This window comes from Phenylobacterium sp., from assembly GCF_031360265.1.
Classification (GTDB): domain Bacteria; phylum Pseudomonadota; class Alphaproteobacteria; order Caulobacterales; family Caulobacteraceae; genus Phenylobacterium.
In genome coordinates, this window is the sequence record NZ_JANMBF010000181.1 from 72,686 (window position 1) to 97,328 (window position 24,643).

The 24,643-nt window shown below is 70.0% G+C and carries 22 protein-coding genes and 1 other RNA gene; 5 read left to right on the top strand and 18 right to left on the bottom strand.

Annotated features, from left to right (window positions below):
* Nucleotides 1-12 precede the first annotated feature (12 nt).
* The 11 genes from murG to rnpB all read right to left on the bottom strand — a co-directional run bounded on the left by murG (nucleotide 13) and on the right by rnpB (nucleotide 11,948).
* Nucleotides 13-1,107 (bottom strand): undecaprenyldiphospho-muramoylpentapeptide beta-N-acetylglucosaminyltransferase, encoded by a 1,095-nt coding sequence (gene murG / locus RMN86_RS16930; RefSeq protein ID WP_309607035.1) that lies wholly within the window; start codon nucleotides 1,105-1,107, stop codon nucleotides 13-15.
* Between the two features lie 27 nt (nucleotides 1,108-1,134).
* Entirely contained in the window at nucleotides 1,135-2,313 is a 1,179-nt protein-coding gene (locus RMN86_RS16935; protein WP_309607036.1) for a putative peptidoglycan glycosyltransferase FtsW, read from the bottom strand.
* A complete protein-coding gene (murD, locus tag RMN86_RS16940) occupies nucleotides 2,310-3,719 on the bottom strand; it encodes a UDP-N-acetylmuramoyl-L-alanine--D-glutamate ligase (protein ID WP_309607037.1) in 1,410 nt (469 codons plus the stop codon). Before murD ends, RMN86_RS16935 begins: the two co-directional genes overlap by 4 nt.
* A gap of 19 nt (nucleotides 3,720-3,738) precedes the next feature.
* Entirely contained in the window at nucleotides 3,739-4,854 is a 1,116-nt protein-coding gene (gene mraY / locus RMN86_RS16945; protein ID WP_309607038.1) for a phospho-N-acetylmuramoyl-pentapeptide-transferase, read from the bottom strand.
* Complete coding sequence (gene murF / locus RMN86_RS16950) at nucleotides 4,854-6,251, bottom strand: UDP-N-acetylmuramoyl-tripeptide--D-alanyl-D-alanine ligase (protein ID WP_309607039.1); 1,398 nt, start codon at nucleotides 6,249-6,251, stop codon at nucleotides 4,854-4,856. The genes mraY and murF overlap by 1 nt, the downstream gene beginning before the upstream one ends.
* Nucleotides 6,244-7,701 carry a UDP-N-acetylmuramoyl-L-alanyl-D-glutamate--2,6-diaminopimelate ligase gene (locus RMN86_RS16955; protein WP_309607040.1) on the bottom strand — a complete coding sequence of 486 codons (1,458 nt, stop codon included), beginning with the start codon at nucleotides 7,699-7,701 and terminating at the stop codon, nucleotides 6,244-6,246. Before RMN86_RS16955 ends, murF begins: the two co-directional genes overlap by 8 nt.
* Nucleotides 7,698-9,449: a penicillin-binding protein 2 gene (locus tag RMN86_RS16960; RefSeq protein WP_309607041.1), complete on the bottom strand. Its 1,752-nt coding sequence runs from the start codon at nucleotides 9,447-9,449 to the stop codon at nucleotides 7,698-7,700. Before RMN86_RS16960 ends, RMN86_RS16955 begins: the two co-directional genes overlap by 4 nt.
* Nucleotides 9,446-9,871, bottom strand: a complete 426-nt coding sequence (locus tag RMN86_RS16965; RefSeq protein ID WP_309607042.1) for a cell division protein — start codon at nucleotides 9,869-9,871, stop codon at nucleotides 9,446-9,448. Before RMN86_RS16965 ends, RMN86_RS16960 begins: the two co-directional genes overlap by 4 nt.
* Complete coding sequence (gene rsmH / locus RMN86_RS16970; RefSeq protein ID WP_309607043.1) at nucleotides 9,868-10,800, bottom strand: 16S rRNA (cytosine(1402)-N(4))-methyltransferase RsmH; 933 nt, start codon at nucleotides 10,798-10,800, stop codon at nucleotides 9,868-9,870. Before rsmH ends, RMN86_RS16965 begins: the two co-directional genes overlap by 4 nt.
* The gene (locus RMN86_RS16975) at nucleotides 10,797-11,279 is read right to left on the bottom strand and encodes a division/cell wall cluster transcriptional repressor MraZ (protein WP_309607044.1); all 483 of its coding nucleotides are present in this window, start codon (nucleotides 11,277-11,279) and stop codon (nucleotides 10,797-10,799) included. Before RMN86_RS16975 ends, rsmH begins: the two co-directional genes overlap by 4 nt.
* A 266-nt stretch (nucleotides 11,280-11,545) precedes the next feature.
* Nucleotides 11,546-11,948, bottom strand: an RNA gene (gene rnpB / locus RMN86_RS16980) — RNase P RNA component class A.
* Nucleotides 11,949-12,005: 57 nt separating this feature from the next.
* Between rnpB and RMN86_RS16985 the strand changes: the two genes are divergently transcribed.
* Entirely contained in the window at nucleotides 12,006-12,665 is a 660-nt protein-coding gene (locus RMN86_RS16985) for a glutathione S-transferase family protein (RefSeq protein ID WP_309607045.1), read from the top strand.
* 214 nt (nucleotides 12,666-12,879) lie between these two features.
* Here RMN86_RS16985 and RMN86_RS16990 read toward each other — a convergent pair whose 3' ends face one another.
* From RMN86_RS16990 to RMN86_RS17005, 4 genes are all read right to left on the bottom strand, one after another.
* Nucleotides 12,880-13,194: a hypothetical protein gene (locus RMN86_RS16990; protein WP_309607046.1), complete on the bottom strand. Its 315-nt coding sequence runs from the start codon at nucleotides 13,192-13,194 to the stop codon at nucleotides 12,880-12,882.
* A gap of 229 nt (nucleotides 13,195-13,423) precedes the next feature.
* Nucleotides 13,424-14,020 carry an FMN-binding negative transcriptional regulator gene (locus tag RMN86_RS16995; protein ID WP_309607047.1) on the bottom strand — a complete coding sequence of 199 codons (597 nt, stop codon included), beginning with the start codon at nucleotides 14,018-14,020 and terminating at the stop codon, nucleotides 13,424-13,426.
* Nucleotides 14,020-14,751 (bottom strand): N-acetylmuramoyl-L-alanine amidase, encoded by a 732-nt coding sequence (locus RMN86_RS17000; protein ID WP_309607048.1) that lies wholly within the window; start codon nucleotides 14,749-14,751, stop codon nucleotides 14,020-14,022. The genes RMN86_RS16995 and RMN86_RS17000 overlap by 1 nt, the downstream gene beginning before the upstream one ends.
* A complete protein-coding gene (locus RMN86_RS17005; protein WP_309607049.1) occupies nucleotides 14,748-15,641 on the bottom strand; it encodes a DMT family transporter in 894 nt (297 codons plus the stop codon). Before RMN86_RS17005 ends, RMN86_RS17000 begins: the two co-directional genes overlap by 4 nt.
* Before the next feature lie 153 nt (nucleotides 15,642-15,794).
* Here RMN86_RS17005 and RMN86_RS17010 point away from each other — a divergent pair, with 153 nt between their 5' ends.
* The 3 genes from RMN86_RS17010 to RMN86_RS17020 are packed head-to-tail and all read left to right on the top strand — an operon-like array spanning nucleotide 15,795 to nucleotide 18,487.
* The gene (locus tag RMN86_RS17010; protein ID WP_309607050.1) at nucleotides 15,795-17,033 is read left to right on the top strand and encodes an NAD(P)/FAD-dependent oxidoreductase; all 1,239 of its coding nucleotides are present in this window, start codon (nucleotides 15,795-15,797) and stop codon (nucleotides 17,031-17,033) included.
* A gap of 18 nt (nucleotides 17,034-17,051) precedes the next feature.
* Entirely contained in the window at nucleotides 17,052-17,405 is a 354-nt protein-coding gene (locus tag RMN86_RS17015) for a nuclear transport factor 2 family protein (protein WP_309607051.1), read from the top strand.
* Nucleotides 17,402-18,487 carry a phosphotransferase gene (locus RMN86_RS17020; RefSeq protein ID WP_309607052.1) on the top strand — a complete coding sequence of 362 codons (1,086 nt, stop codon included), beginning with the start codon at nucleotides 17,402-17,404 and terminating at the stop codon, nucleotides 18,485-18,487. The genes RMN86_RS17015 and RMN86_RS17020 overlap by 4 nt, the downstream gene beginning before the upstream one ends.
* A gap of 3 nt (nucleotides 18,488-18,490) precedes the next feature.
* Here RMN86_RS17020 and RMN86_RS17025 read toward each other — a convergent pair whose 3' ends face one another.
* Both RMN86_RS17025 and RMN86_RS17030 read right to left on the bottom strand, forming a co-directional pair.
* Nucleotides 18,491-18,889, bottom strand: coding sequence for a hypothetical protein (locus RMN86_RS17025; protein ID WP_309607053.1), 399 nt, complete (start codon nucleotides 18,887-18,889; stop codon nucleotides 18,491-18,493).
* A 136-nt stretch (nucleotides 18,890-19,025) separates the two neighbouring features.
* Complete coding sequence (locus RMN86_RS17030; RefSeq protein WP_309607054.1) at nucleotides 19,026-20,537, bottom strand: NAD(P)/FAD-dependent oxidoreductase; 1,512 nt, start codon at nucleotides 20,535-20,537, stop codon at nucleotides 19,026-19,028.
* Nucleotides 20,538-20,739: 202 nt separating this feature from the next.
* Here RMN86_RS17030 and RMN86_RS17035 point away from each other — a divergent pair, with 202 nt between their 5' ends.
* Nucleotides 20,740-23,790 (top strand): TIR domain-containing protein, encoded by a 3,051-nt coding sequence (locus tag RMN86_RS17035; RefSeq protein ID WP_309607055.1) that lies wholly within the window; start codon nucleotides 20,740-20,742, stop codon nucleotides 23,788-23,790.
* 84 nt (nucleotides 23,791-23,874) lie between these two features.
* On the opposite strand, the gene RMN86_RS17040 is transcribed toward RMN86_RS17035, so the two are convergent.
* On the bottom strand, nucleotides 23,875-24,643 hold a 769-nt coding region (locus RMN86_RS17040; protein WP_309607056.1), incomplete at its 5' end, for an acyl-CoA dehydrogenase family protein.

Here is a 24,643-nt window from a genome sequence, read left to right on the forward strand (position 1 = left end):
CTCCTCTCGCGATCAACCTCGGGCGGTCTGCTCGACCACGTCGGCCAGCCGCTCGGCGGCGTCGGGGATCGCGACGGAGCGCGACGCCGCCGCCATCCGCGCCAGGCGGGCGGGGTTGGTCAGCAGCTTTTCCAGCGCGCCCGACAGACTTGCCACCGTCAGCTGGCTCTCGCGCGCCACCTCCGCCCCGCCGACATCGGCCAGCAGGCGGGCGTTCTGGCCTTGGTCGTCGTCGAGCGCGATGGCCAGCGGCACCAGGATCGCCGGCTTGCCGGCGACGGCGAACTCGCAGACCGAGCCCGCGCCGGAGCGGCCGATCACCAGATGCGCCGCCGCCAGCCGCGAGGCCATGTCGCGGAAAAAGGGCGCGATCTCGGCCTCGATCACGGCGTTGCGATAGACCCGGCGCGCGCCTTCCAGGGATTCCGGTCGCGTCTGCTGCTGGATCAGCAGGCGTTGCCGCAGCGCTTCGGGCAGGGCGGCCATGGCGGCGGGAACCAGTTCGGAGAGCAGGCGCGCGCCCTGGCTGCCGCCTGTGATCAGGATGCGGAGCGGCCCGTCCTCGGTGGGCGGGTCATAGGGCAGCGTGGCCAGGGCGCGGATCTGCGGGCGGACCGGATTGCCTACCACCACCGCGCGAGCGGCGACCCTGGCCGGCGCCTTCAGCAGTGTCGGGAAGGCGCAGGCGACCGTGCGCACATGCGGCGCCAGCCAGCGGTTGGCCCGGCCCATCACCGCGTTCTGCTCGTGGATCACGGTCGGCCGCTTGTCGAAGATCGCTCCCACCAGGGCCGGCGCCGAGGGATAGCCGCCGAACCCGACCACCACGTTGGGGCCGATGTCGCGATAGGCCGCGCGGGCCTGGCCGGCGCCGTTCAGGACGGCCAGGCCCGCGCGCAGCATGCCGATCGGATCGCCCGGCCGGTAGGTCGCGGAACTGAGCCCGATGCGGCGCTCGGCCGGGAAATCCTGGGCCAGGCCCGCCACCCGCTCGTCGGAGGCGAGCACGATCGACCAGCCGCGCGCGATCAGCGCCTCGGCCAGCGCCTGCGCCGGAAACAGGTGCCCCCCGGTCCCCCCGGCGGCAATGACCGCGACCCTACGCACGGCGCGGCCGGGAGGGTCCGGAGAGGCTCACGTGAACGCGCCGGCCTTGGCCAGGCCCTCGCTGGCGGCATAGGCGCCGGGCCGGCGTCGGGTCAGCGCCAGCGCCATGCCCAGGGTCAGGCCCATGGCCAGCATCGAGGACCCGCCATAGCTGATGAACGGCAGGGTCATGCCCTTTGTGGGGATCATGTCGAGATTGACCGCGACATTGATGATCGCCTGCTGGCCGACCAGCACGAACAGGCCGGCGGCGGCGACCTGCTCAAAGGGATCGCTCAGCTTCATGGCGCGATAGAGCCCGCGCACGACGATGATCGCGAACAGCACGATCACCAGCAACAGGAACATCAGGCCGTATTCCTCGGCCCCGACGGAGAGCGCGAAGTCGGTGTGGGCGTCGGGAATGGCCCGCTTCAGGACGCCTTCGCCCGGGCCGCGCCCGAACAGGCCCCCGGCGGCCTGGGCGACCGCGGCGGCGTCGACCTGGCGATTGTCGGCCTTGTCCGGCGAGAAGAACCGGTCGACCCGGCTGGCCACGTGCGGAAACAGGAAATAGGTCGATGACAGGCCCGCCACCGCCGTGGCGCCCAGCCCCATCACCCAGGAGATCGGCACGCCGGCCATCCAGAAGGCAGCGCCGAACGCCACGGTGATCAGCACCGTCTGGCCGATGTCCGGCTGGATCAGCAGCAGGCCGATGGAGAGGAAATAGAGGCCAAAGGCGATGGAGACGCCGGGAACGCCCTGGCCCTTCTGCCCCTCGGAGAACATCCAGGAGACCAGCACCATCAGCGCCGGCTTCATGAATTCCGACGGCTGCAGGGAAAAACCGCCCAGTTCCACCCAGCGGGTGGCGCCCTTGGCGTTGTGGCCGAGGAACGGCAGGGCGATCATGATGCCGACGGCCACCAGCCAGATCAGGAACGCGCTGCGCCGGACGGTCTTGACGTCCAGCATCGAGACGACGACCAGCAGCCCCACGCCGGCCAGGGCGAAGACACACTGGCGCACCGCGAAATGGAACGGATCGCCGATGTTCATGCGGGCCGCGGCCGCCGGGCTGGCGGCGAAGGCGATGACCACGCCCACACCGATCAACAGCGCCACCAGGCCCAGCATCCAGCGATCGACCGTCCACCACCAGACGCCGATGGCCGTGCGGTCGGAGCGGGCGAAGGCGTGATGGGCCTGCGGCGTCGCGGTCATGCAGCCCCCTGCCGGGTCTGGGCCAGGGCCTGGACGGCGGCGCGGAAGGCCTCGCCGCGCGCCTCGAAGTCGATGAACTGGTCGAAGGAAGCCGCCGCCGGCGACAGCAGCACGATGGCGTCCTGGCCGCTGGCCAGGGCGTCGGCGAAGGCGCGCGCGACGGCGGCGTTCAGGGTCCCCGCCTCGACGACCGGCGCCTTGTCTTTCAGCGTCGCGGCGAAAGCGGCCGCGCCCTCGCCGATCAGATAGGCTCCGGCAACCCGCGGGAAGAGGTCGGCCAGCCCCTCGATGCCGCCGGTCTTCGGCTGGCCGCCGGCGATCCAGTAGACCTTGGGATAGCTGGACAGGGCCTGGCGCGCGGCGTCGGCGTTGGTGGCCTTGCTGTCGTTGACGAACTTCACCCGACCAAGCTGGGCCACAGGCTCCATGCGGTGGGCCAGACCCGGAAAGGTCAGCAGATGCTCGGCCGCCTCATCGGCGGCGATGCCCAGGCCCTTGGCCGCGGCGAAGGCGGCCGCGGCGTTCTGCCAGTTGTGGCGACCGGGGAGCGAACGCGCTCGGTTCAGGTCCGCCACCTCATAGGCCCGCTCGCCGGTGGCGTCATAGAGCACGCCCTGCAGCACATAGATGCCGCGACCCATGGCCTTGGACGCCGAGATCGGCACGATGGTCCGGCGGTTGGCGGCGGTGATCTCGGTGCAGATCCGCTGGCCCCAGGCGTCATCCACCCCGATGACGGCGGTGTCGCCCTTGCCCTGGTTCGAAAGGATGCGCCGCTTGGCCGCGACATAGCCCTCCATGTCGCCGTGGCGTTCCAGGTGGTCGGGCGAGATGTTGAGGATCACCGTCACGTCGGCGTGCAGGCTGGAGGTCAGGTCGAGCTGGTAGGAGCTCATCTCCAGCACATAGACCGCGCCGCCGTGCATATCTTCCAGGTCGAGGACGCCGACGCCGATGTTGCCGCCGATGCGCACGTCGCGGCCCGCCTGGGCGCAGACGTGGCCGATCAGCGCCGTGGTGGTGGACTTGCCGTTGGTGCCGGTGATGGCCACGATCTTCGGCCGCCGGTGCTCGGGGGCGGCGTTCACCGTCCGCGCGAAGAGCTCGATGTCGCCCAGGATCTCGACGCCGGCCGCGCGGGCCTTCGCCACAGTCCAGTGGGGGGCGGGATGGGTCAGGGGGACGCCGGGCGACAGCATCAGGGCGGCGAAACGCGACCAGTCGGCGCTCGACAGGTCCGTGAGCGTGAAGCCCTGCGCCTGCGCCGCGGCGCGCGACGCCGGATTTTCATCCCAGAGCGCGACCTCTGCGCCGCCGGCCACGAGCGCGCGCGCGGCGGCGAGGCCCGTGCGCGCCAGGCCGAACACGGCGACCGTCCTGCCTTCGAAGCCGCGGACCGGGATCATGGCGTCGCCTGGCCCTCCCCTACCGCAGCTTCAGGGTGGCGAGACCCAGCAGGGCCAGCATGATCGAGACGATCCAGAACCGGATCACGATGGTCGATTCCGACCAGCCTAGCTTTTCGAAATGGTGATGGATCGGGGCCATCAGGAAGATCCTGCGTCCGGTGCGCTTGAACCAGGCCACCTGGACGACCACCGACAAGGTTTCGGCGACGAACAGGCCGCCGATCACGCCCAGCAGGATCTCCTGACGGGTGGCCACCGCCACCGCGCCGATGCCGCCGCCCAGAGCCAGCGCCCCGGTGTCGCCCATGAAGATCCGGGCCGGCGGGGCATTGTACCAGAGGAAGCCAAGCCCGGCGCCGATCATCGCCCCGCAGTAGACGGCGATCTCGCCGACGCCGGGGACAAAGTGCAGCTGCAGGTAGTTGGCGAAGACGAAATTGCCGACCAGATAGGCGATCAGGCCATAGGCGGCCGCGGCGATCATCGCCGGCACCGTCGCCAGCCCGTCGAGACCGTCGGTGAAATTCACCGCATTGGCGGCGCCGACGATGATGAAGGCGCCGAACGGCAGATAGACCCAATGCAGGTTGACCAGCGCCTGCTTGAACAGCGGGAAGCTGACCGAGGTCAGGAGGCCCGGCGATTCCGGCGGCTTGGCGGCGAACAGGATGATCAGCAGGACAGCCGCCATGGCGATCAGCGCCTCCAGCAACAGCCGCGTCTTGCCGGAGATGCCGTCCGTCGTCTGTTTGGTGACCTTGGAATAGTCGTCGAGAAAGCCCAGCAGGCCGTAGCCGCAGGTGACCAGCAGCAGGGCCCAGACATAGACGTTGGACAGATCCGCCCACAGCAGAGTCCCGGCGACAAGTCCGGCCAGGATCATCACCCCGCCCATGGTCGGCGTGCCGGCCTTCTCGACGATGTGGCGCTGGATGCCCTCGGCCCGGATCGGCTGACCCTTGCCCTGCTTGGCCTGCATCCAGCGGATGAAGCGCGATCCCATGGCGACGACGATGACCTGGGCGGTGAACAGCGACATGCCGGTCCGGAACGTCAGGTATTTTAGCAGATTGAGCACCGGCACGTGGCCGTGACCGCCGGCCGACAGGTATTCGTACAGCCAGTAGAACATCAGCCCGCCTCCCCGGAGCGGACGTCGAGGGCCGCCAGCGCGGCGGCGATTGCACCGGCTTTCGACCCGTTCGAGCCCTTCACCATCACCACGTCGCCAGGCTCTGCGGCCCGGGCGACCCGCGGCGCCAGCGCCGCCGCCGTCTCCGCGTAGCCGCCGCGCCGAGTCGGCGGAAGGGCGTCCCACAGGGTTTTCATCAGGGGGCCGGCGCAGAACACCAGATCGACCCCCGCCTGGGCCAGCGGCAGGGCCAGGGCGGCGTGATAGGCCGGGCCGTCCACCCCCAGTTCCAGCATGTCGGTGAGCGCCGCGATCCTGCGCCCCGCGGTCGTGCGCGCGCCCAGGGTGGCGAGGGCCGCGGCCATGGAGACGGGGTTGGCGTTGTAGCTCTCGTCGATCAGGGTGAAACCGCCGCCGGCGAGATGCACGCACCGCTCGGCGCCGCGTCCCGAGAGGGGCGCGAAGCTCGCCAGCGCGGCGAGGCTGTCGCCGAGGTCGACGTCGAGGGCTTCCAGCATCAGCAGGACCGCCAGGCTGTTTGGGCCCCAGTGCGCGCCGGTCTGCAGGATCGGGACCTCGAGATCCCGTCCGCCGAGGCACGCCCGGATCACCGCCCCACGGCCCTGGCTACGGACGTCGATCAGGCGCGCGTCGCACCCCTCGCCCCGGCCAAACGTGCGGACCTCGGCGCCGGCCGCCACCGCGGCGTCCCGAAGCCGGGCGAACCAGGGGTCGTCGGCGTTCAGCACCGCCACCCCGCCCGGCGACATGCCTTCGAAGATCTCGGCCTTGGCGTTGGCGACGCCGGTCTCGCCGTCCGGGAAATTCTCAACGTGGACCGGCCCGACGTTGGTCACCACCGCGGCGTGCGGCTGAACCATGCGGGTCAGCGGCCCGATCTCGCCGGCGTGGTTCATGCCGATCTCGAAGATCGCGCGCTCGGTGTCGCGGGCCATCCGCGCCAGAGTCAGCGGCACGCCGATGTGATTGTTGTAACTGTTCACCGACGCATGCGCCCGCCCGGCAAGGCTGAGCCCCGCGGCGATGGCCTGGGTGACGCTGGTCTTGCCGACCGAGCCGGTGACCGCGCCGCGGCGGGTGGCGGGCGCCCGTTCGCGCGCCGCGGCGCCCAACCGTTCCAGCGCCCTGAACGGATCGTCGACCATCACCGCGGAGCCGAACACCTGGCGCGAGGCGAGCGCCCCGACCGCGCCCTTGGCCATGGCCTGTTCAACGAAGTCGTGGCCGTCCCGGACGCCGCCCAGCGCCACGAACAGGTCACCGGGCTCAAGCGTGCGCGTATCGATGGAGACTCCGCTGGCGGTGAAGGGGCGGCCGGCGGGCTTTCCGCCGGTCGCGGCCGCGATCTCGTCGGACGTCCACAGCGCTTCAGCCATGGAGCGCGGCCTGCGTCTCGGCGACATCGTCAAAGGGATGCACCACGTCGCCCACGGTCTGGCCCTGCTCATGGCCCTTGCCGGCGACCACCAGGATATCGCCGTCCCCCAGCAGGGCGGCGGCCTCCCGGATCGCCTCGCGGCGGTCGCCGATTTCCCTTGCGTCGCGCGCTCCGGCCAGGATCTCCGCCCGGATCGCGGCCGGCGGTTCGCCGCGCGGGTTGTCGTCGGTGACGATCGCCACGTCAGCCAGTTTGGCGGCGATCTGGCCCATCAGCGGGCGCTTGGCGCGATCGCGGTCGCCGCCGGCCCCGAACACCACGATCAGTTTGCCACGCACGTGCGGACGCAGCGCGCGCAGCACAGTCTCCAGACCGTCGGGCGTATGGGCATAGTCCACATAGGCCTCGCCGCCGCGCGGACCCTGACCGATGCGCTGCAGCCGCCCGGGGGCGCCGACCAGGGTTTCCAAGCCCGCCATCGCCTGTTCGACGCTCAAGCCAGCGGCCATGCAGAGCCCCGCGGCCACCAGCGCGTTGGAGGCCTGAAAGGCTCCCGCCAGGGGCAGCCGCAGGTTGTGCACGCGGCCGTCATGGCGCACGCTCAGATGCTGGCCGTCGAGCCGCGGGGCGCGCGCGACCAGCGTCAGTCCCTGGCCCGCCTCGCCGACGCTCATGACGGTCTGACCGGCGCCGACGGCGGCCGCGGCAAAGGCTGGATAGGCGTCGGAGTCGGCGTTCAGCACCGCGGTCCTGCCCCGCGCCAGCAGGGTCTCGAACAGGCGCAGTTTGGCGGCGCGATAGACTCCCATGGTGCCGTGGTAGTCGAGGTGGTCCTGGGTCAGGTTGAGGAAGCCCGCGGCGGTCAGCGTGACCCCGTCCAGCCGGCGTTGGTCGACCCCGTGCGAGGAGGCTTCCAGGGCCAGGTGCGTGACGCCGGACCGGGCCAGGCCGGCCAGCAGCTCGGCCACGTCGGCGGCGTCGGGGGTGGTTAGGCCAGGCGGCGTCACCTGTTCGTCGGCGACGCCCCCCTCGTGGCGGTTTGGCGCGCTGATGCGGACCCCCAGGGTGCCCATGCTGGCGGCCTTGTGGCCCGCGCCCGCAAAGATCTGACGGCAGAAGCCGGCGACGGAGGTCTTGCCGTTGGTGCCGGTGACGGCGACGCAGGTTCGAGGCTGAGCCCCCCAAAGCGCCGCGGCGGCCAGCGCATAGGCCCGGCGCGGGTCACCGGCGGTGACCAGTGGCACGGACAGATGCTCGATCTCGCGCCCGGCCAGCACGGCCACGGCCCCCTGCTCCACGGCGCGCGAGGCGAAACTGCGGCCATCGACCTTGGCTCCCGGCAGCGCGGCGAACAGGTAGCCCGGCCGCACCTTGCGGCTGTCGGCGGTGACCCCGACGATGTCGGGATCGGCCGGAACCTCGCGGCGAAGCAGTTCGGAGAGTCTCAATGCTCTTCTCCGACGTCGGCGGCGGGCGCCACGGCGGGGGGCGCGAAGGGATTGGTGTCGACGCGGCGCTGGACGCCCAGGAACGGGGCGATGCGTTCGATCACCCGGCCGGCGGCCGGCGCCGCGGCGATGCCGCCAGTGGGGTCCAGACCGGTCTTGTCGCGCGCCGGCTCATCCACCAGGATCAGGACGAAGTAGCGTGGCGCGTCCAGCGGCCCGTCGGTGGGAAAGACCGCCGCGAACGATGAGACCTGCTTGGTGTGGCTGTAGGCGCGCGCGGCATTTTCCCACTTGTCGCCGGTGCCGGTCTTGCCGCCGACGTTTAAGCCCGGAATGTTGGCCGACTTGCCCGACCCGCCAGTGACATTGGAGCGCATGATCTCCAGCAGCGTCGCCGACGTCGCCGGCGAAACGATTCGCGGGCCGTGAACCTGGGCGCCCGCCGGCAGCTTGCGGATCGTCAGCGGCAGCAGCTCGCCGCCATTGAGCAGGCCGGAATAGGCTCTGGCCAGCGCCAGGGGGCTGACATTGATCCCGTGTCCGAAGGAGGTCGAGGCCACCGCATCCTCGTTCCAGACCCTCGGCGTCAGCGGCCGGGCGGTCTCGATCAGCTCGACCTTGGCGGGCTCGGTCAGGCCGAACGCCTTGAAATAGTGGCTGAGGCGGTCGGCGCCGATCCGCTCGGCCAGTCGCGCGGTGCCGATGTTCGAGGAATGCTGGAACACCTCGACCAGGGTGAGGATCTTGTGGGTCGCGTGGTAGTCGTGGATCGTGCGGTAGCCGAGCTGGAAGGGCGTCCGCGCATCGAAGGTCGAGGCCGGCGTCGCCACCCCGGTGTCCAGGCCGATGGCGACGGTGAACCCCTTGAACGTCGAGCCCATCTCATAGATCGAGCCGGCCGCCCGGTTCAGGCGCGCGTCGAGGCTGGCGGCGCCGGGCTTGTTGGGATCGAAGGTCGGATAGCTGGCCAGGCCCAGGATCTCGCCGGTGTGGACATTGATCACCACGCCTGCCGCGCCGTGCGGGTGGAACTGGGCGGCGGCCCTGTAGAGTTCGTCCTCCAGCGCGGCCTGGACGCGCAGGTCGATGGCGAGCGGCACCGTGGTCCCGCTGGACACCGCGGCGCGGATGTCGTCGTTCAGCGCGGCTTCGGCGCCGGCCAGGCCCTCGCCGCCGGTGTCGGCAAAGCCGATCAGGTGGGCGGCGGTATAGCCCAGGGGATAGACCCGCTTCTGCTCCGGCTCGAAGCTGACGCCGGGCAGGCCAAGCTCGTGCACCCGCGCGCGGGCCTCCGGCGTCAGGCCCCCGGTGACGAAGGTGCGGCGTCCGGCCCGCAAGGCGCGCTCCAGGCGCCCGGGCGCCAGGTCCGGCAGGCTGGCGGAGAGCGCGCGCCGGGTCTCCGCGGTGTCCCAGATCTCGCGCGGGTCGATGTAGAGACCGTAGTGCAGGAGGTCCGCCGCCAGCATCTGGCCGTTGCGATCGACGAGATCGGCGCGCGCGGAACCCAGCGACGCAGCATAGTCGCCGCGGCTGAAGCCCGGAAACAAGGTCGCGCGGGTCGCGCCATAGGTCAGCCACAGGAAGCCCAGCGAGAACAGCACCAGGACAACGAAGATGCGGATGCGGGTGTCATCCTCGGCCCGGCCGGAGGCCCGCGCGCGCTCGAAAGCGTGCTCGAAGCGCCATATCCACGACGAGAACCAGCGCGACAGCGCGGTGTCGCCAAAGGTCTGCTGCCCAAAGCTCATCGGCCTGCCTCGGCGACCTGGGTCGGGACAGCCAGGGGGGCGGCCGGTTGCGGAGCGGCGGTCAGGATCGGGTCGGGCGTCACCTCCACCGCGACGGCCGGCGACGCCAAGGGCTTGCTGGCGATGTCAGCAAGGGCCTCCAGGGTCGTCTCGCGCTTCAGGGACGCCGGGCCAAGGCCGAGATAGGCTTCAGACAGGCGCTCGATGCGCGCCGGCTGCTCAAGGTGGCTGACCTCGGCCTTGAGCAGGCGGATGCGGGCCTTTTCCATCTCGATCTGGCGCTCGACTCGGGCGATCTCGGTCCGCTCGCGGCCGGCGATGGTCTTGGCCAGGTAGACGCCGAGGATCAGCATCGTCAGTACGCCCAGCGCCACCAGATCCAACAGCCGGAAGCCTCGAACCCTGCGTCCAAGCCAGCTCATGCCGCCGCTCTCCAGACCGGGGCGTCGGCGCGCACCGCCGCCCTCAGTTTCGCCGACCGGGCCCTGGGATTGGCCGCCAGCTCCGCGGCCGACGCCGTTCGAGCGCCGTTGAACGATAGCTGGAAGCTCGGCGCCGCGGTCGTTTCCACCGGCGGCGCGTGGCGCGATCCCCCCGGCGTTTTGCCTGCCCGCACCGCCAGGAAGGTCTTCACGATTCGATCTTCAAGCGAATGGAACGTGACGACGCAGAGCCGGCCGCCCACCTTCAGCGCCGACTCGGCGGCCACCAGGCCGGCCTCCAGCTCGGCCAGTTCCTCATTGACGGCGATGCGGATCGCCTGGAACGACCGCGTGGCCGGGTGGACCTTGGCGCCCCGGCGTCCGCCCAGCGTCTTTTCGATGAACTCGGCCAGCTCCAGGGTCCGGGTGAACGGCTGCTCCTCGCGACGGCGCGCGATCGCGCGGGCGATCCGGCGGCTCTCGCGCTCCTCGCCGTAGACATAGAGGATGCGGGCGATTTCGGCGGGCTCGGCAGCGTTCACCAGGTCGGCGGCGGTCGGGCCGTCGGCGGCCATGCGCATGTCCAGCGGCCCGTCACGCATGAAGGAAAAGCCGCGTTCGGCCTGGTCCAGCTGCATGGACGAGACGCCGATGTCGAGAACCACGCCGTCGACGGCGCCCGGGCCGGTCACCGCGTCAAGCTCGGAGAAGCGCCGCTCAAGCAGGCGAAAGCGGTCGGCAGGCAGGCCCTGGGCGAATTGCGCCGCGCCGGGGTCGCGATCGAAGGCGATGATGCTCGAACCGGCGGCAAGCAGCGCGCGGCTGTAGCCGCCGGCGCCGAAGGTCCCGTCGACGATGGTTTCGCCGGCGCGGGGTTGCAGCGCGTCCACGACCTCCGCAAGCAGGACGGGGACATGCGCGGCGCTCATCCCGTCGCCCCGGCACTCGAACTGGAAAGCCGCACAGCTCGCTGCTGGGCGCGCATCGAAGCCAGCCCCTCGCGGGCGACGTCGCGCTGGGCGTCACGGTGCGCCTGGAAGGCCTCACGGTTCCAGATCTGAAACCGGTCGCCGAGACCCACCACCACCACCCAGTCGGTGATGGCGAACATGTCGCAGAGATTTTCCGGCAAGGTGATGCGCCCGGCGGGGTCGAAGGACAGGCGCGCCATGCCGCCGAATACCGACAGTTCCAGGGCGCTGCGGATCGGATCGCCGAACTCCAGCTCCTCGATCACGCCGGCGTAGCGGTCGAACAGGGCCTTGCCGCCCCCCTCGATGCAATCCGCCTCGATGGACGGAAAACAGAAGACGCCATCGAACGGCCCGGCGGTCTGGGCGCGGAAGTCCTGCGGCACGACGATGCGCCGCTTTCCATCCAGCTGCTTCTCGAAGGTCGAGAGAAACACGCCCAAAGCCCCTGCGATCTGCCGGCGGTTCCCATCCGCCCCGTGCCTTCGCCCCGCGACACGTGCCCGACACGCGAATTTGGTTAGCGAAGTACGAATGGGGTATCATGCCTCTAAATGCCACACAATGACTCCAATTGACCTTTTGTTATAGAAACCGCGCCATGGCCGTCAGTCATGGTTAACCAAAAATACTTATCCACAGAACATACGGCGAACTTCCGCCACACCTGTTAACGAGGGCCTGTGGACAGGTTGTGGGACGATGGACCAGACGGCCTGTAAGCCGGGTTCTGTGCCGCCCGGGGCCGAAACCCCGGACCTAGGCGATCATTCCTCTGGACCGCCCCTCGCGGGACGGTTCTCGCGACCTACCCGGACCGCCCAGGCCTACGACAGCCCTGCCGCCATTGCTGGCGGCGCACGGTCCCTATTCGGTCTTGCTCCTGGCGGGGCTTGCCATGCCGTCCCTGTCACCAGCGACGCGGTGGGCTCTTACCCCACCCTTTCACCCTTCCCTCCCGGACCCGAAAGCCTGGAGAGGAGGTTTGCTTTCTGTGGCGCTATCCCTGGGGTCGCCCCCGGCGGGCGTTACCCGCCGCCATGTCGTCGTGGAGCCCGGACTTTCCTCGACCCTCTTGCGAGAGCCGCGATCGCCCGGCCGTCTGGTCCGCGCGGAACGTGGTCTCTGGCGATCCCCAGGTCAAGCAAGCTAGGGTCCAGCCCATGACCCTGCAGCTCTTTGCCCACCCCTTCTCGTCTTATAGCCAGAAAGCGATCATCGCTTTCTACGAGACCGGAACGCCCTTCACTCTGCGCAAGCTGTCTTCAGAGGACCCAGCCACCGCTGCGGAGTTCGCCTCGCTATGGCCTCTGCAGCGGTTCCCGATCCTGGTCGATGGCGCCGTCACCATACTTGAGGCCACCACGATCATCGAGCACCTGGCGGCCAACTATCCGGGTCCCGTGCGCCTGATACCGGAAGATCCCCGCGCCGCGGTCGAGGTCCGCATGCTCGACCGGGTGTTCGACAACTACGTGATGACCCCGCAAGGCAACATCGTCTTCAACGCCGTCCGCGAGGCGAAGGACCGCGACGCCTATGGCGTGGTCCAATGGCGCGCCATGCTGGACACCGCCTACGCTTGGCTGGATGCGCGGATGGCGGGCCGGGAATGGGCGGTGGGCGAGAGCTTCAGCCTGGCCGACTGCGCCGCGGCGCCGGCCCTGTTCTACGCCGACTGGACGCACCGGATCGACGCGAAATTCGCCCACCTGCACGCCTATCGGGTGCGCCTGCTCGCCAGGCCCTCCGTCGCTCACGCGGTGGACGACGGGCGGCCCTACCGCCACTTCTTCCCGCTGGGCGCACCCGACAGGGACTAGCGGGGTGGTCGGCGGAACCGGGACGGGACATGCGGAGCCGCCGGGCCGCCATCCTCGGGGGGACAGGCGGCGGCCCGGCGGCGCAACAGTGGCGATCCCTAGACCCTGTCCCGGCTGACGTGACTCAAGTCATCCGGGAAAGAACAGGGTCGTCGTCTAACTCTGGAGCCCTTCTCCTCCACTCAGATTGAGCCAGCCTGAGCGGGAAGGGCTCCTAGCTGTGGATGTGCCGGTGGATGCGGTTCTCCTGGTGGTTCAGCCTGCGGGCCTCGACGCGAGTCAGATGTCCCCGGTGCATGCGCACGTGGCGCGCGATGCGGTGATCGGCGGCCAGCAGGCGGTGGGCTTTCCGCGGGCTGATCTTGCCGGTGCGTTCGGCGACACGGACGTCGTGGCTTTGGTGATGAACGCGGGCGAGGACTTCCTGTTTCGCGGGGTCGCGAACAGGCTGCGCGTTGGCCGTGGCGCTCATCGCGCCCAGGCTGGCCGCGCCCAGGATCAGGACGAGAACGGTGTGCTTGAGATTCATGACGTGACTTCCTTCGGTTCGTTCCGCCTGCGCGTCGCCCTGAGGGATCGGCGCCAGGTCCACACAAGCTGGACCCCGCGCCTTGAACCGGGTCTGAGGCCAAGGTTGTCCGCTGTTCAGCCTCGCGGCGGGAATGGGGCGCGCCTCAGAGCCCCTTGGCCGCGCGCCTGCGGATGCGCCCTCGACGCCGGCCAGGTCCATCGTGCGCGGAGGCGACTCGCGACCGGGGTCATCGGGGCATCAGGTCGGCGATGGGGTGGTCGCCCAGAGCGGCGATCACTCCGGCGCGGTCGGCGTCGTCCTTGTTCTGGGACAGCTTGGATGTTCCTTCCAGGCGTTCGATCCGCATCCGGCCCCCGACGATCCCGCGCAGCATCGCCTCGAAGCGGCCAGCGGACATCTTGGCCCGCGTCCAGGCCGCTTTGGGTGCGAGCCGGGCCTCCTCCTGGGCCGACAGATCGTCGAGCAGGGCGATCAGGCCGGCCTCGTCCAGGGGTTCGACCGACCCCTCGGCCTCGACGCTGACGTAGTTCCAGGTGGGGACCTGGTCGGCGCTCTTGTACCAGTCGGGGCTGATGTAGGCGTCCGCCGCCAGGCTGACCGCGACCGCCTGGACGCCGATGGCCAGGGCCGGCGCCAGGGCGTTTCCGCGGGACAGATGGAAGTCGAGCGCCAGGCCTGCGGATAGCCGGCGCACCACGACCGGCGCGTGGGCCACGAGCGGGCGCCCCGCCCAAATCGCGGCCAGGATCACCAAGGGTCGGGCCGCCAACTGAGACAGCAGGACGCCTTCATCCTCGACACGAAAGTCGGACGTCGGGTGCATCAGGCCCCCAATCTCAAGAGCGCCATCAACTGGGCGCGGGTCGCCCCGTCGGCGATCCCGTCCACTGTCGCCGGTCGCCAGTGCCGCTGGAAGGCGATGACCACGTCCCTGGTGGCCGCGTCGAACCGGCCCGACGGCGGCAGGTCATACCCCAGGCGGGTAAATCCGGCCTGCAGGGCGAACACTCCGGCGCCTTCGTCGCCCTGCGCCAACGGCAGGCCCGGCGCGGGCGGCGCATCGACCCACAGGCCGTGGCCGGCCTCCGCCAGCCGCTTCCAGGGGAACAGTTCGCCCGGGTCGTCCTTGCGCTCCGGCGCGACGTCGGAATGGCCGACGATGCGGCCGTCGTCGATCGTCCAGCGCGCGCGTATGTCGGCGACAAGGTCGATCACCGCGGCGACCTGGGCGTCGGGAAAGGCGCGGTAGCCGAATTCGTGGCCCGGATTGACGATCTCCACGCCAATAGAAACGCCGTTGAGGTTGCGCGCGCCCTTCCAGAACGAGACGCCCGCGTGCCAGGCGCGGCGTTCCTCGGCCACCAGGCGGAAGATGCGGCCGTCCTCCTCCACCAGGTAGTGCGACGAAACCTTGGCCAGAGGATCCCGCAGTCGGGCCAGCGCCGCCTCGCCGGTGCGCATGCCGGTGTAGTGCAGCACCAGGATCTGCGGCGGCGCCGTGCGGGCGTCGAAGTTGGGGCTGGGCGCCTCGATGACCTCCAGAGGGGCGGTCATTGCGCGCGGTTCCGGATGGCCAGCAGCAGCGGCATCACCTGGTTGCCGCGCAGCGCGATGATCAGCACGCCGATGAGCGCGATGGCGCTGCCGATCGCCATCCGGGGTCCGAAAGGATCGGCGAAGATCGCCACGCCCAGGCCGATCGTCGCCAGGGGCGTCATCAGGGTCAGCGGCGAGATCAGGTTGGCCTCATAGCGCTGGATCAGCATGTAGTAGATGGTGTGCCCGCCCACCGAGACCACCAGGCCGGAATAGAGCACCGAGGCCAGGAATGGCCAGCCGGCGGCGATGCCCTGTTGCATCTGCCCAGGCTCGAACAGCGCCGAGAGCAGCGCCAGGGGCCAGAACGAGGCGAACCCGACCCAGGCCTGGAACTGCAGCGGCCTGACCCCCTCGATCTGCTTCATCATCACCGCGCCCAGCGAGCCGGCGAAGGCGGCGGCGAGCACGTACATCAGGCCCGGCGACATCGGCACGCCGCGCGGCGCCCACATCACCGCAAGGGCGCCGACAAAGGTCAAGGCGATACCCAGGCCGCGCCGCCAGCGGACACGCTCGCCCAGCATGGCCACCGACAGAAGCGTGGTGATCGGCACGCCCAGCTGGCCGACTACGGCGGCGGCCGAAGGCGTCGAGGTCTTCAGCCCGACGAACAGCAGGGCGAAGTTGCCGCCCCCCATCAGCGTCGCCACCACCACCAGCCGCCAGCGCGGCCGCGGCATCGGCAGCAGCCACGGCAGCGTGGCCGCCGCGACGATTCCGAACCGCACGGCGGCATAGAACAGCGGCGGCAGGCCAAGGTGGCTGACCACAAATTTCGAGACGATATTGTTGGACGCCCAGACCAGGCACACCAGCGCCAGGAGCCCGAAATCGCGCAGGGACATGCCCTGGCTTAAGATGCATCGGCCCGCCGGGGCAATATCGCATCGCGCGGCTCCGCTCCTCCGGCCGCCTTTGATCGAATGGCGTTGAGTTCCGCCAAGGAACGGCCCTAGCCTGCTCTTCAAGCGGCATCGGACGCGCGCGGAGGACGAAACGTGGCCACCTACGACCTGGCGATCGTGGGCGGGGGCATCGGCGGTTCCGCCCTGGCCGCGGTGATGGCCCGCGACGGGTATTCGGTGCTGCTGCTCGAACAGTCGCAGACCTATATTGACCGCGTGCGCGGCGAGTGGATCGCCCCGTGGGGTGTCGTCGAGACCCGCCGGGTCGGCCTCTACGATCTGCTGCGCTCGGCCGGCGGCCACCATCTGACCCGGCACATCACCTTTGACGAATCGCGGGATCCCGCGATGGCGGCGGGCCAGACCCTGCCCCTAGGCATCTTTGCCGCCGACGTTCCCGGCCCGCTTTGCCTGGGCCACCCGCTGCACTGCCAGACCCTGTTCGACGCCGCCCTGAGCGCCGGCGCGGACGCCCGGCGGGGGGTGACTGTGACCGCCCTGACCCTGGGCGCGGCGCCGGCGGTGACGTTCGAGCAGGACGGAAATCCCGTCGAGGCGAGCGCCCGGCTGATCGTCGGCGCCGATGGCCGCACGTCGCAGGTCCGCGAAGCCGCCGGCATCGCCCTGCACCAGGACAAGCCCCACCATTGGTTCGCCGGCCTGCTGGTCGAGGGCGCCGAGGGCTGGGCGGAGGATCTGCAGGCGATCGGCACCGAGGACGATTTCGGCTTCCTGGCCTTCCCGCAAGGCGGCGGACGGGTGCGCGTCTACGGCGGCTACGCCCTGGACGAAGCCCGGCGCTTCAAGGGTCCCGAGGGGGCGCGGCGGTTCCTCGACAGCTTCGCCATGGCCAGCGCTCCGGAGAACCGCCACTTGGTCGCCGGGCGCCCGGCCGGACCGCTGCACAGCTACATCAACGCCGATTCCTGGACCGACGAGCCCTATGCGCCGGGCATGGTGCTGGTGGGCGACGCGGCCGGATGGAACGACCCGATCATCGGGCTTGGCCTGTCGATCACCTACCGCGACGTGCGCCTGGTCAGCGACCTCTTGAAGGCCAGCGACGACTGGACGCCGGCGACGCTGGCCCCCTACGGCGAGGAGCGGCGCGAGCGGATGCGCCGGCTGCGGGCCGCGGCCACCTTGCAGGCCGGGCTGGACATGGAATTCGGCAAGGCCGCGCGCGAACGTCGCCGGCGCCACTTCGAGCGCGCCGAGGCTGACCCGACATTGGGGCTGCACGCCGTCGCGGTGATGGCCGGCCCCGAGGCCGCTCCCGCCGAGATCTTCACTGAGGCGCATCGCGACCGCGTCCTCGGACCGCGGGCGTGAGCCCCCTGAGTGACCACCATGACCGCTGACGAAATCGCCATCTTCAACGCCAACTGGCTGCGGGCCTGGACCGACAAGGACGTGCCAGCGCTCACCGCCTTCTATGCCGAGGACTGCGTCTACAAGGACGCCCAGACGGCGGGCGGCCTGCACGGCCGCGCGGCGCTCGCGGGCTACCTGGCCGGGCTGTTCGCCGCGACGCCGCCGATGGCCTATATTCCCGACGAGACATGGCCGATCCCCGGCGGTTTCTGCGGGCGCTGGTACTGCGACATGGGCCCAGCCGGCCGGCTGCGCGGCTTCGATCTGGTGGTGATGCGCGGACGTGAGATCGTGCTGAATGAGGTCTACGTCCACCAGGTCGCCGGATGAGCGGCGGCCCGCCGGACATCCGCAGGCCCGAGGCGATCGACGCCGAGTGGCTGACGCGCGCCTTGCGGCACGCCGGCATCGACGCGGAGGTGGCCGGCTTCACGGCGCGCGCGGTCGGCACCGGCCAGATCGGCGACAGCGTCCGTTTCGCCTTGACCTACGCGCGCGGCGGCGATGCGGCGCCGGCGTCTCTGGTGGGCAAGTTCCCGTCGGCCGACCCGGCCAGCTTCGGGACCGGGGTGATGCTGGGCAACTACGAACGTGAGGTGATGTTCTACCGCCACCTGGCCGACGGCGCCCTGATCCGCACGCCCCGATGCCTGTTCGCCGACATCGCTCCGGGCAGCGGCGAATTCGTGCTGCTGATGGAGGACCTGGCGCCCGCCGAGGCCGGCGACCAGCTGAAGGGGGTGAGCCTCGATCAGGCGGGGCTGGTCATCGACGAGGCGGCCAAGCTGCACGCCTCGCACTGGACGGACCCGTCGCTGGACGACCTGCCCTGGGTCTCGGGCTCGGCCGCCGCGCCGGTCAGCCAGGTCAACCCGGAGATGGTGCGGCAGCTGTGGGGCGGGTTTCGCGCCCGCTACGAAGAGCGGCTGCAACCCGACTGGATCGAGGTGGGAGAGCGGGTTTCCCAGCGATACGGCGTGCTCAGCGCGGCGCGGGACGGCCCCCGCTGCCTGACCCACAATGATTTTCGCCCCGACAACATGATGTTCGCCACCGCCGCGGGCGGGCGCCCGGTGACGGTGCTCGACTGGCAGTCGTTCGCCTATGGGGTCGGGGCCACCGACGTCGCCTATTTCCTCGCCGGCGCGCTCAGCCCCGCGCTTCGACGCGAGCATGAGGCCGCCCTGCTGGACCGCTATCTCGCCGGCCTGCGCGCGCACGGCGTGGCCGACTACAGCCGCGATGAGCTCGCCCGCGACTACGGCCAGGGCGGCTTCCTGCTGTTCATGACCGCCTTCTTCGCCGCCATGGTGGTCAAGCAGACGCCGCGCGGCGACGAGATGTTCCTGCAGATGCTGGGCGCGGCGTCACGCCACATCATCGACCACGATGCGCTGTTGTCGCTGAGCTAACCCTCAGGCGGCGGGCTCGGCCCCGACCTTGGCCCTTGTGAAACGCAGCGACGTCAGCGTGGTCGAGAAGGCGACCACCTTGTTGTCCACCAGACCGTGGGCTTTGGCCGCGGCCATGACCTCGACGTCCTTGACGGTGGCGGCCTTGCCCTTGTGGCTGACGATCCACAGCGCGCCCTTTTCCGCCAGCATCGGCACGAGCGCATCGACCCGGCCCAACGCCTCTGCGCTGTCGGCGGCGTAGAACAGCAGGTCCAGTTCGGCGAGCTGGGTCACCGGGACCGCGCCCTTTTCCGCCAGCTCGGCGCTCAGCGTCGGATCGCCGACGCCCATGACGGCGACCCGCATGCCGGGCTTCACGCCGATCTTGTCCATCCGGCTCTTGGTGCTGACAGCAGGCATCGGTATCTCCGCTCGCCCCCGCCGGCCGAGGGGCCGCGTTGGACGAGCGCAGCCCTATAGCACTAAGCCGCCTGACCCAGGCTCAGGAACTCATGGCGGCCCCGGTGATGGTCTGTGGGGATCAGGCTTGCGGTCCCTACTCAGCCGCCACGGCCTGCGTCACCTGGCCGCCATAGACGAAGGCGGCGTCGTCGAGGTCGATGGCCGGGAACTCGTCCTTCTCCGTCCAGTAGTCCTGGGAGTGGCGCCATTCCGGCTTGTCCCCGCTGCGGGGCAACAGGTGCATGCCGCGGGTCAGGTAGCCGGGGTTGAAGTTTTCGGTGTCGATCCAGGGCTGAAGCGGCATGTCGGCGTCCTGCGGCCGCAGGGCCGGGACCACGCGCTTGGCGCCCTTGGCGTCCATATGGTTGAGCAGGCGGATCACGAAGTCGGCCACCATGTCCGAACGCAGGGTCCAGCTGGCGCGGAAATAGCCGAACACCCAGACCATGTTCGGGACCCCCGTGAACATCATGCCGCGATAGGTGACGGTCTCGCCGAAGTTCAGCGGCTGGCCATCTATGGCGAAGTCGATATCGCCCAGGACGTTCAGGTTGAAGCCGGTGGCGGTGACGATGATGTCGGCCTCCAGCACCTCGCCGGACTTCAGCAGGATCCCGCCCTCCACGAAGCGGTCGATCTCGTCGGTGACCACCGAGGCCTTGCCCGACGCGATGCCCTGGAACAGGTCGCCATCCGGGATGAAGGCGACTCGCTGCCGCCAGGGGCGATAGTGGGGCAGGAAGTGTTTCTCGACCTGGTCCTGCGGCAGGAAGGCTCGGACCCCGGCCAGCAGTTCCTCGCGGACCGTGTCCGGCTCTTCGAAGGCGCGGCGGGCGAAAGTGGCGCCATCGAACAGGATCTGGCGGCGCACGATCTCGTGGATCCAGGCCTCGTCCACCTGCAGCTGGCGCAGCGTGTCGGCCAGATCGTTGACGTTGCGGCCGGGCACGAAATAGGTGGGCGAGCGCTGCAGCATGGTCACGTGGGCGGCGTCGCCGGCCAGGCTGGGGATGAGGGTCGCCGCCGTGGCCCCCGAGCCGATCACCACGATCTTCTTGCCGGAATAGTCCAGGTCGGCGGGCCAGGTCTGGGGATGGACAATGCGGCCCTTGAAGTCGGCCATCCCGGGCCATTCCGGCGTGTATCCTTCGCTGTGGCGATAGTAGCCCTGGCACATCCACAGGAAGCCCGCGGTGAAGCGCACGGTTTCGCCGGTCTCGAGGCGAACCGCCTCGATGGTCCACAGGTTCTCGGCGCTGGACCAGTGGGCCGAGATGATCCTGTGGCCGTAGCGGATGTGCCGGCTGAGGTCGTTCTCTTCGATCACCTCGCCCAAATAGGCCAGGATCTCGGCGCGGCTGGCGATCGGCGCGCTGGTCCAGGGCTTGAAGCGGTAGCCGAACGTATAGAGGTCGCTGTCCGACCGCGTGCCCGGATAGTTGTGGGTCCGCCAGGTGCCGCCGAAGCTCTCCAGGGCCTCCAGCACCACGAAGCTGGTCCCCGGCCGTTGCTGGGTCAGGTGATAGGCGCCGCCGACGCCGGAGATCCCGGCGCCCACGATCAGGACGTCGAAATGTTCGGCCGCAGCCTGGGGCGACATATCCATGGGGCGCCTTCTCCGTTCCAGCTCAGTCTTCGCGCTCAGCATCCCGCCGCCTTGATTGGGATCAAGGTTAGATTATCGCTGATAACAAATATCCCGCCCGGCGCAAAGACCGTCGGGTCGCATCGGTTCTTCAACCTTAAGGCCTGGACAGCGCGCCCGGATCGTTAATCCTTAGACGAAGGGACGCCGGGGGGGCGCGGGCATGGACGGCGCGTTCAAGTATCGGGCGTTCCTCAGCTACAGCCATCGCGACACGGCCTGGGTCGACGGGTTGCACCGGGCGCTGGAGAGCTACCGCGTGCCGGCCCGCCTGGTGGGCCAGCCGGGGGCCGACGGCCCGATCCCGCCCCGGCTGTTCCCGATCTTCCGCGACCGCGAAGAGTTGCCCACCGCGGCCGATCTCGGTCGCCAGATCACCCTGGCGCTCCACCAGTCGGCGCATCTGATCGTGGTCTGCTCGCCCGCGGCCGCCGCAAGCCACTGGGTGAACGAGGAGATCCTGGCGTTCAAGCGTCTGGGCCGCGAGGACCGCATCCTGGCGGTGATCGTCGACGGAGAGCCGAACGCCGACCAGAAGCCCCACATCGACACTGGGCTCGAGTGTTTTCCCAAGGCGCTGAAATTTCGCTTGCGCGTCGACGGTCAGCTCTCCAGGACGCGCACCGAACCCCTGGCCGCGGACGCACGGGCGGACGGCGACGGCAAGGACGACGCCAAGCTGAAGCTGATCGCGGGCCTGCTGGGTGTCAGCTACGACACCCTGCGCCAGCGCGACCTGGAGGCGTCCCGGCGGCGCGAGCGGGCCTATCAGGCCATCGCCGGCGCCATGGGGGTCCTGGCCCTCACCGCGATGGGCGCCGGGGTTTTCGCCTTCCAGAAGCAGGCCGAGGCCGAACGCCAGCGCGACCAGGTGCTGCACGCCCAGGCCCGCCTGCTCACCCAGGCCGCGGCGGGCCGGCTTAAGGAGGACAACCTGCCGGTGGCCGAAGCGGTGATCCTGGAGGTGCTGACAGACGCCAGGTTCGACTCCGGCCGCGCCGCCGACAGTCTCAGCGTGTTCCAGGAGGCCCGGGCCGCCGATCCCCAGCTCGGCGTCATCAGCGGTCACGGCGAGGAGGTGGAATCGGCGGCGTTCTCGCCGGACGGGCGCCGCTTGCTGACCGCGTCCGATGACCAGACCGCGCGTCTCTGGGACGCCGAGTCCGGCGCGCAGCTGGCGGTCCTTCGAGGTCATGAGGACGGCCTGAACCGTGCGGCGTTCTCGCCGGACGGCCGGCGGATCGTGACCGCCTCCGCCGACAGCACGGCGCGGATCTGGGACTCGGGCGCCGGCGCGATCCTGAAGGTGCTCAAGGGCCATTCCGGGCTGGTGGAGTCCGCCGCCTTCTCCGCCGATGGCCGCCGGGTGGTCACCGCCGGCGACGACAAGACCGCGCGGATCTGGGACGTGGCCAGCGGTCGCCAGCTCGTGGTGCTGAAGGGTCACGAGAATTTCGTCACCGGCGCCGTCTTCTCGCCCGATGGGCGGCGGGTGGCCACGTCCTCAGACGACGGCACGGCGCGCATCTGGAACACGTCAAACGGTGTCCAGCTCGCGAAGCTGTCGGCGCATGGCGACCCGATCACAGCGATCGACTACGCCCCCGACGGGCGGCGCATCGTCACCGGCTCGTGGGACAAGACCGCCCGCATCTGGAACGCAACGACCGGCGCCCCTCTGGCGGTCCTGGAGGGGCACGACGCCGTGGTGTTCAGCGTCGCCTTCTCGCGCGACGGCAAGTTCGTCGCCACCGGGTCCGGCGACCGAACCGCGCGTCTCTGGGACCCGGCAACGGGCCGCCAGCTGGCGCGGTTCGTGGGCCACCACGCCGCAATCACCTCGGTCGCCTTCTCCCCTGACGGACAGCGTCTCGTTACGGGGTCACTCGATCGCACCGCGCGCCTTTGGCGGGTGGCGGGCGGCGCGCAGCTGCTCACCCTGTCCGACCACACGCTCGGCGTCCTGGCGGTCGGCTACTCGCCGGACGGTCGCCAGATGGCGAGCGGCGCCTGGGACAACACTGTCCGGGTCCGGGACGCGGCCACCGGCGCCACGCGCATTGTCCTGCGGGGGCATACCGAAGTGGTCGACTGCGTGGCGTTCTCGCCGGACGGTCGGACGATCGTCTCCTCTGCCCATGACCGGACGATCCGCGTCTGGGACGCTGCGACCGGCGCCCCGCTCGCCACGCTGCGTGGGCACAAGGACATCGTCAGTTGCGCCGCCGTCTCCCCCGACGGCCGGCGGATCGTTTCGACCTCCAGCGACAAGACGGTCCGGATCTGGGACGCGGCCACGGGGTCGGAGGTCGGTCGTCTGGACGGCGCGTCCAATGAAGCCCTGGGCGTCGCCTATTCGCCGGACGGACGGCGGATCGCCACCGGAGGCATCGACGGCGCCGTCAGCCTCTGGGACGCCGTCTCCCACGCCCGCGTCGCAACCTTCAAGGGCCACAAGTCGGTGGCCTATGCCCTGGCCTATTCGCCCGACGGCCGGCGCCTGGTCTCGGCCTCGGGAGACCGCAGCGCGATCATCTGGGACGTGGCCACCGGACAGCCCCTTCACGTCCTGTCCGGCCATGCGGGGCCCGTGCGCGCGGCGGCGTTCTCACGGGACGGCGCCCGGGTGGCCACCGGTTCCAGCGACACCGCGGCGCGCATCTGGGACGCCGCCTCCGGGACGGAGCTCGCCGTCCTGGCGGGCCATGGCGAGGCGGTCGCAGGCGTCGCCTTCTCCGCCGACGGTCGTCGCCTGGCGACCGCGTCCTTGGACAAGACCCTGCGGATCTGGAACGTGGAGACTCGCGAGTCCCTGGGCCAGCAGATCGCGTGGTCGCAGGCGGCGCAGTTCGACGCCGACGCCGAGATCGACCGGGAGCGCATGGGACTGGCGCCCTCCGATGCGGCGGCGATGTCAGGACGGCTCTGGGGTAAGGCGCGGCCGGTGGCCGGGGGGGCCGTCGCCCTGGGGAACCAGGCGGCCGCGCAAGAACAGGCGGCCGCCCTGCTCGCCCCCGGGCCGACGCGCAACGCGGGGCTGCTCAAGGCCTTCCAGACCTATACGGCCGCCATCGCGCGGGCCGGGGCGGAGGGCTTACCTCAGGCCAGTCAGCGCGTGTGGCTCAATCGCCGCGGCTCGCTCGCCCGCTACCTAGCCCGCGCGGGACTTATGTCCCAGGTCGCCGACGCATTCGGCAAGGCGAAGGCGCCCTGAGACGACCGACTCCGTCCCGCCCGCGGCTGAACCGCGGGGTGGTCAGGGGCTCGATCTTTTCCTCCGACTACGGAATGGATTGCGTCAGGCGGCCGCCCCCAGGGACAGGAACTCATAGCGGGCCAGATGGTGGTCGGTGCTGCCGAACGCGCTCTCGATCATCGTGGCGCGCTTGAAGTAGTGGCCGATGGCCATCTCGTCGGTCATGCCCATGCCGCCGTGCAGCTGGATCGCGTTCTGGCCGACGAACTTGCAGGCCTTGCCGATCTGCACCTTGGCCGCCGACGCCGACTTCGACCGCTCGGCGTCAACACCGAGCTTGATGGTGGCCATGTAGGTCATCGAGATCGACTGCTCGACCTGGATGAACATGTCGACCATGCGGTGCTGCAGCACCTGGAACGAGGAGATCGGCTGGCCGAACTGCTTGCGCTGTTTGGTGTATTCCAGCGTGCCTTCGTGCAGCTTGGACAACACCCCGCAGGCCTCGGCGCAGGTGGCCGCCAGCGCCTCGTCCATCACCTTCTCGATCAGCGGCATGGCCTGGCCCTCGGGTCCGACCAGGGCGGCGGCCCCGACCTTGACGTTCTCCAGATAGACCTCCGAGGCGCGGAAGCCGTCCACCGTCGGATAGTCCCGCGTGGTCACCCCAGCCGCGTCCCTCGCGACGATGAAGACGCTGATGCCGGTGGCGTCGCGCTGGCCGCCCGAGGTCCGTGCCGTGACGATCAGGTGGGTGGCGTAGGGCGCGCCGATGACCACCGCCTTGTGGCCGTTCAGCACATAGCCGGCGCCGTCCTGCTTCGCCGTGGTCTTCAGGTCGGCGAGGTTATAGCGGCCCTGCGGCTCGGCG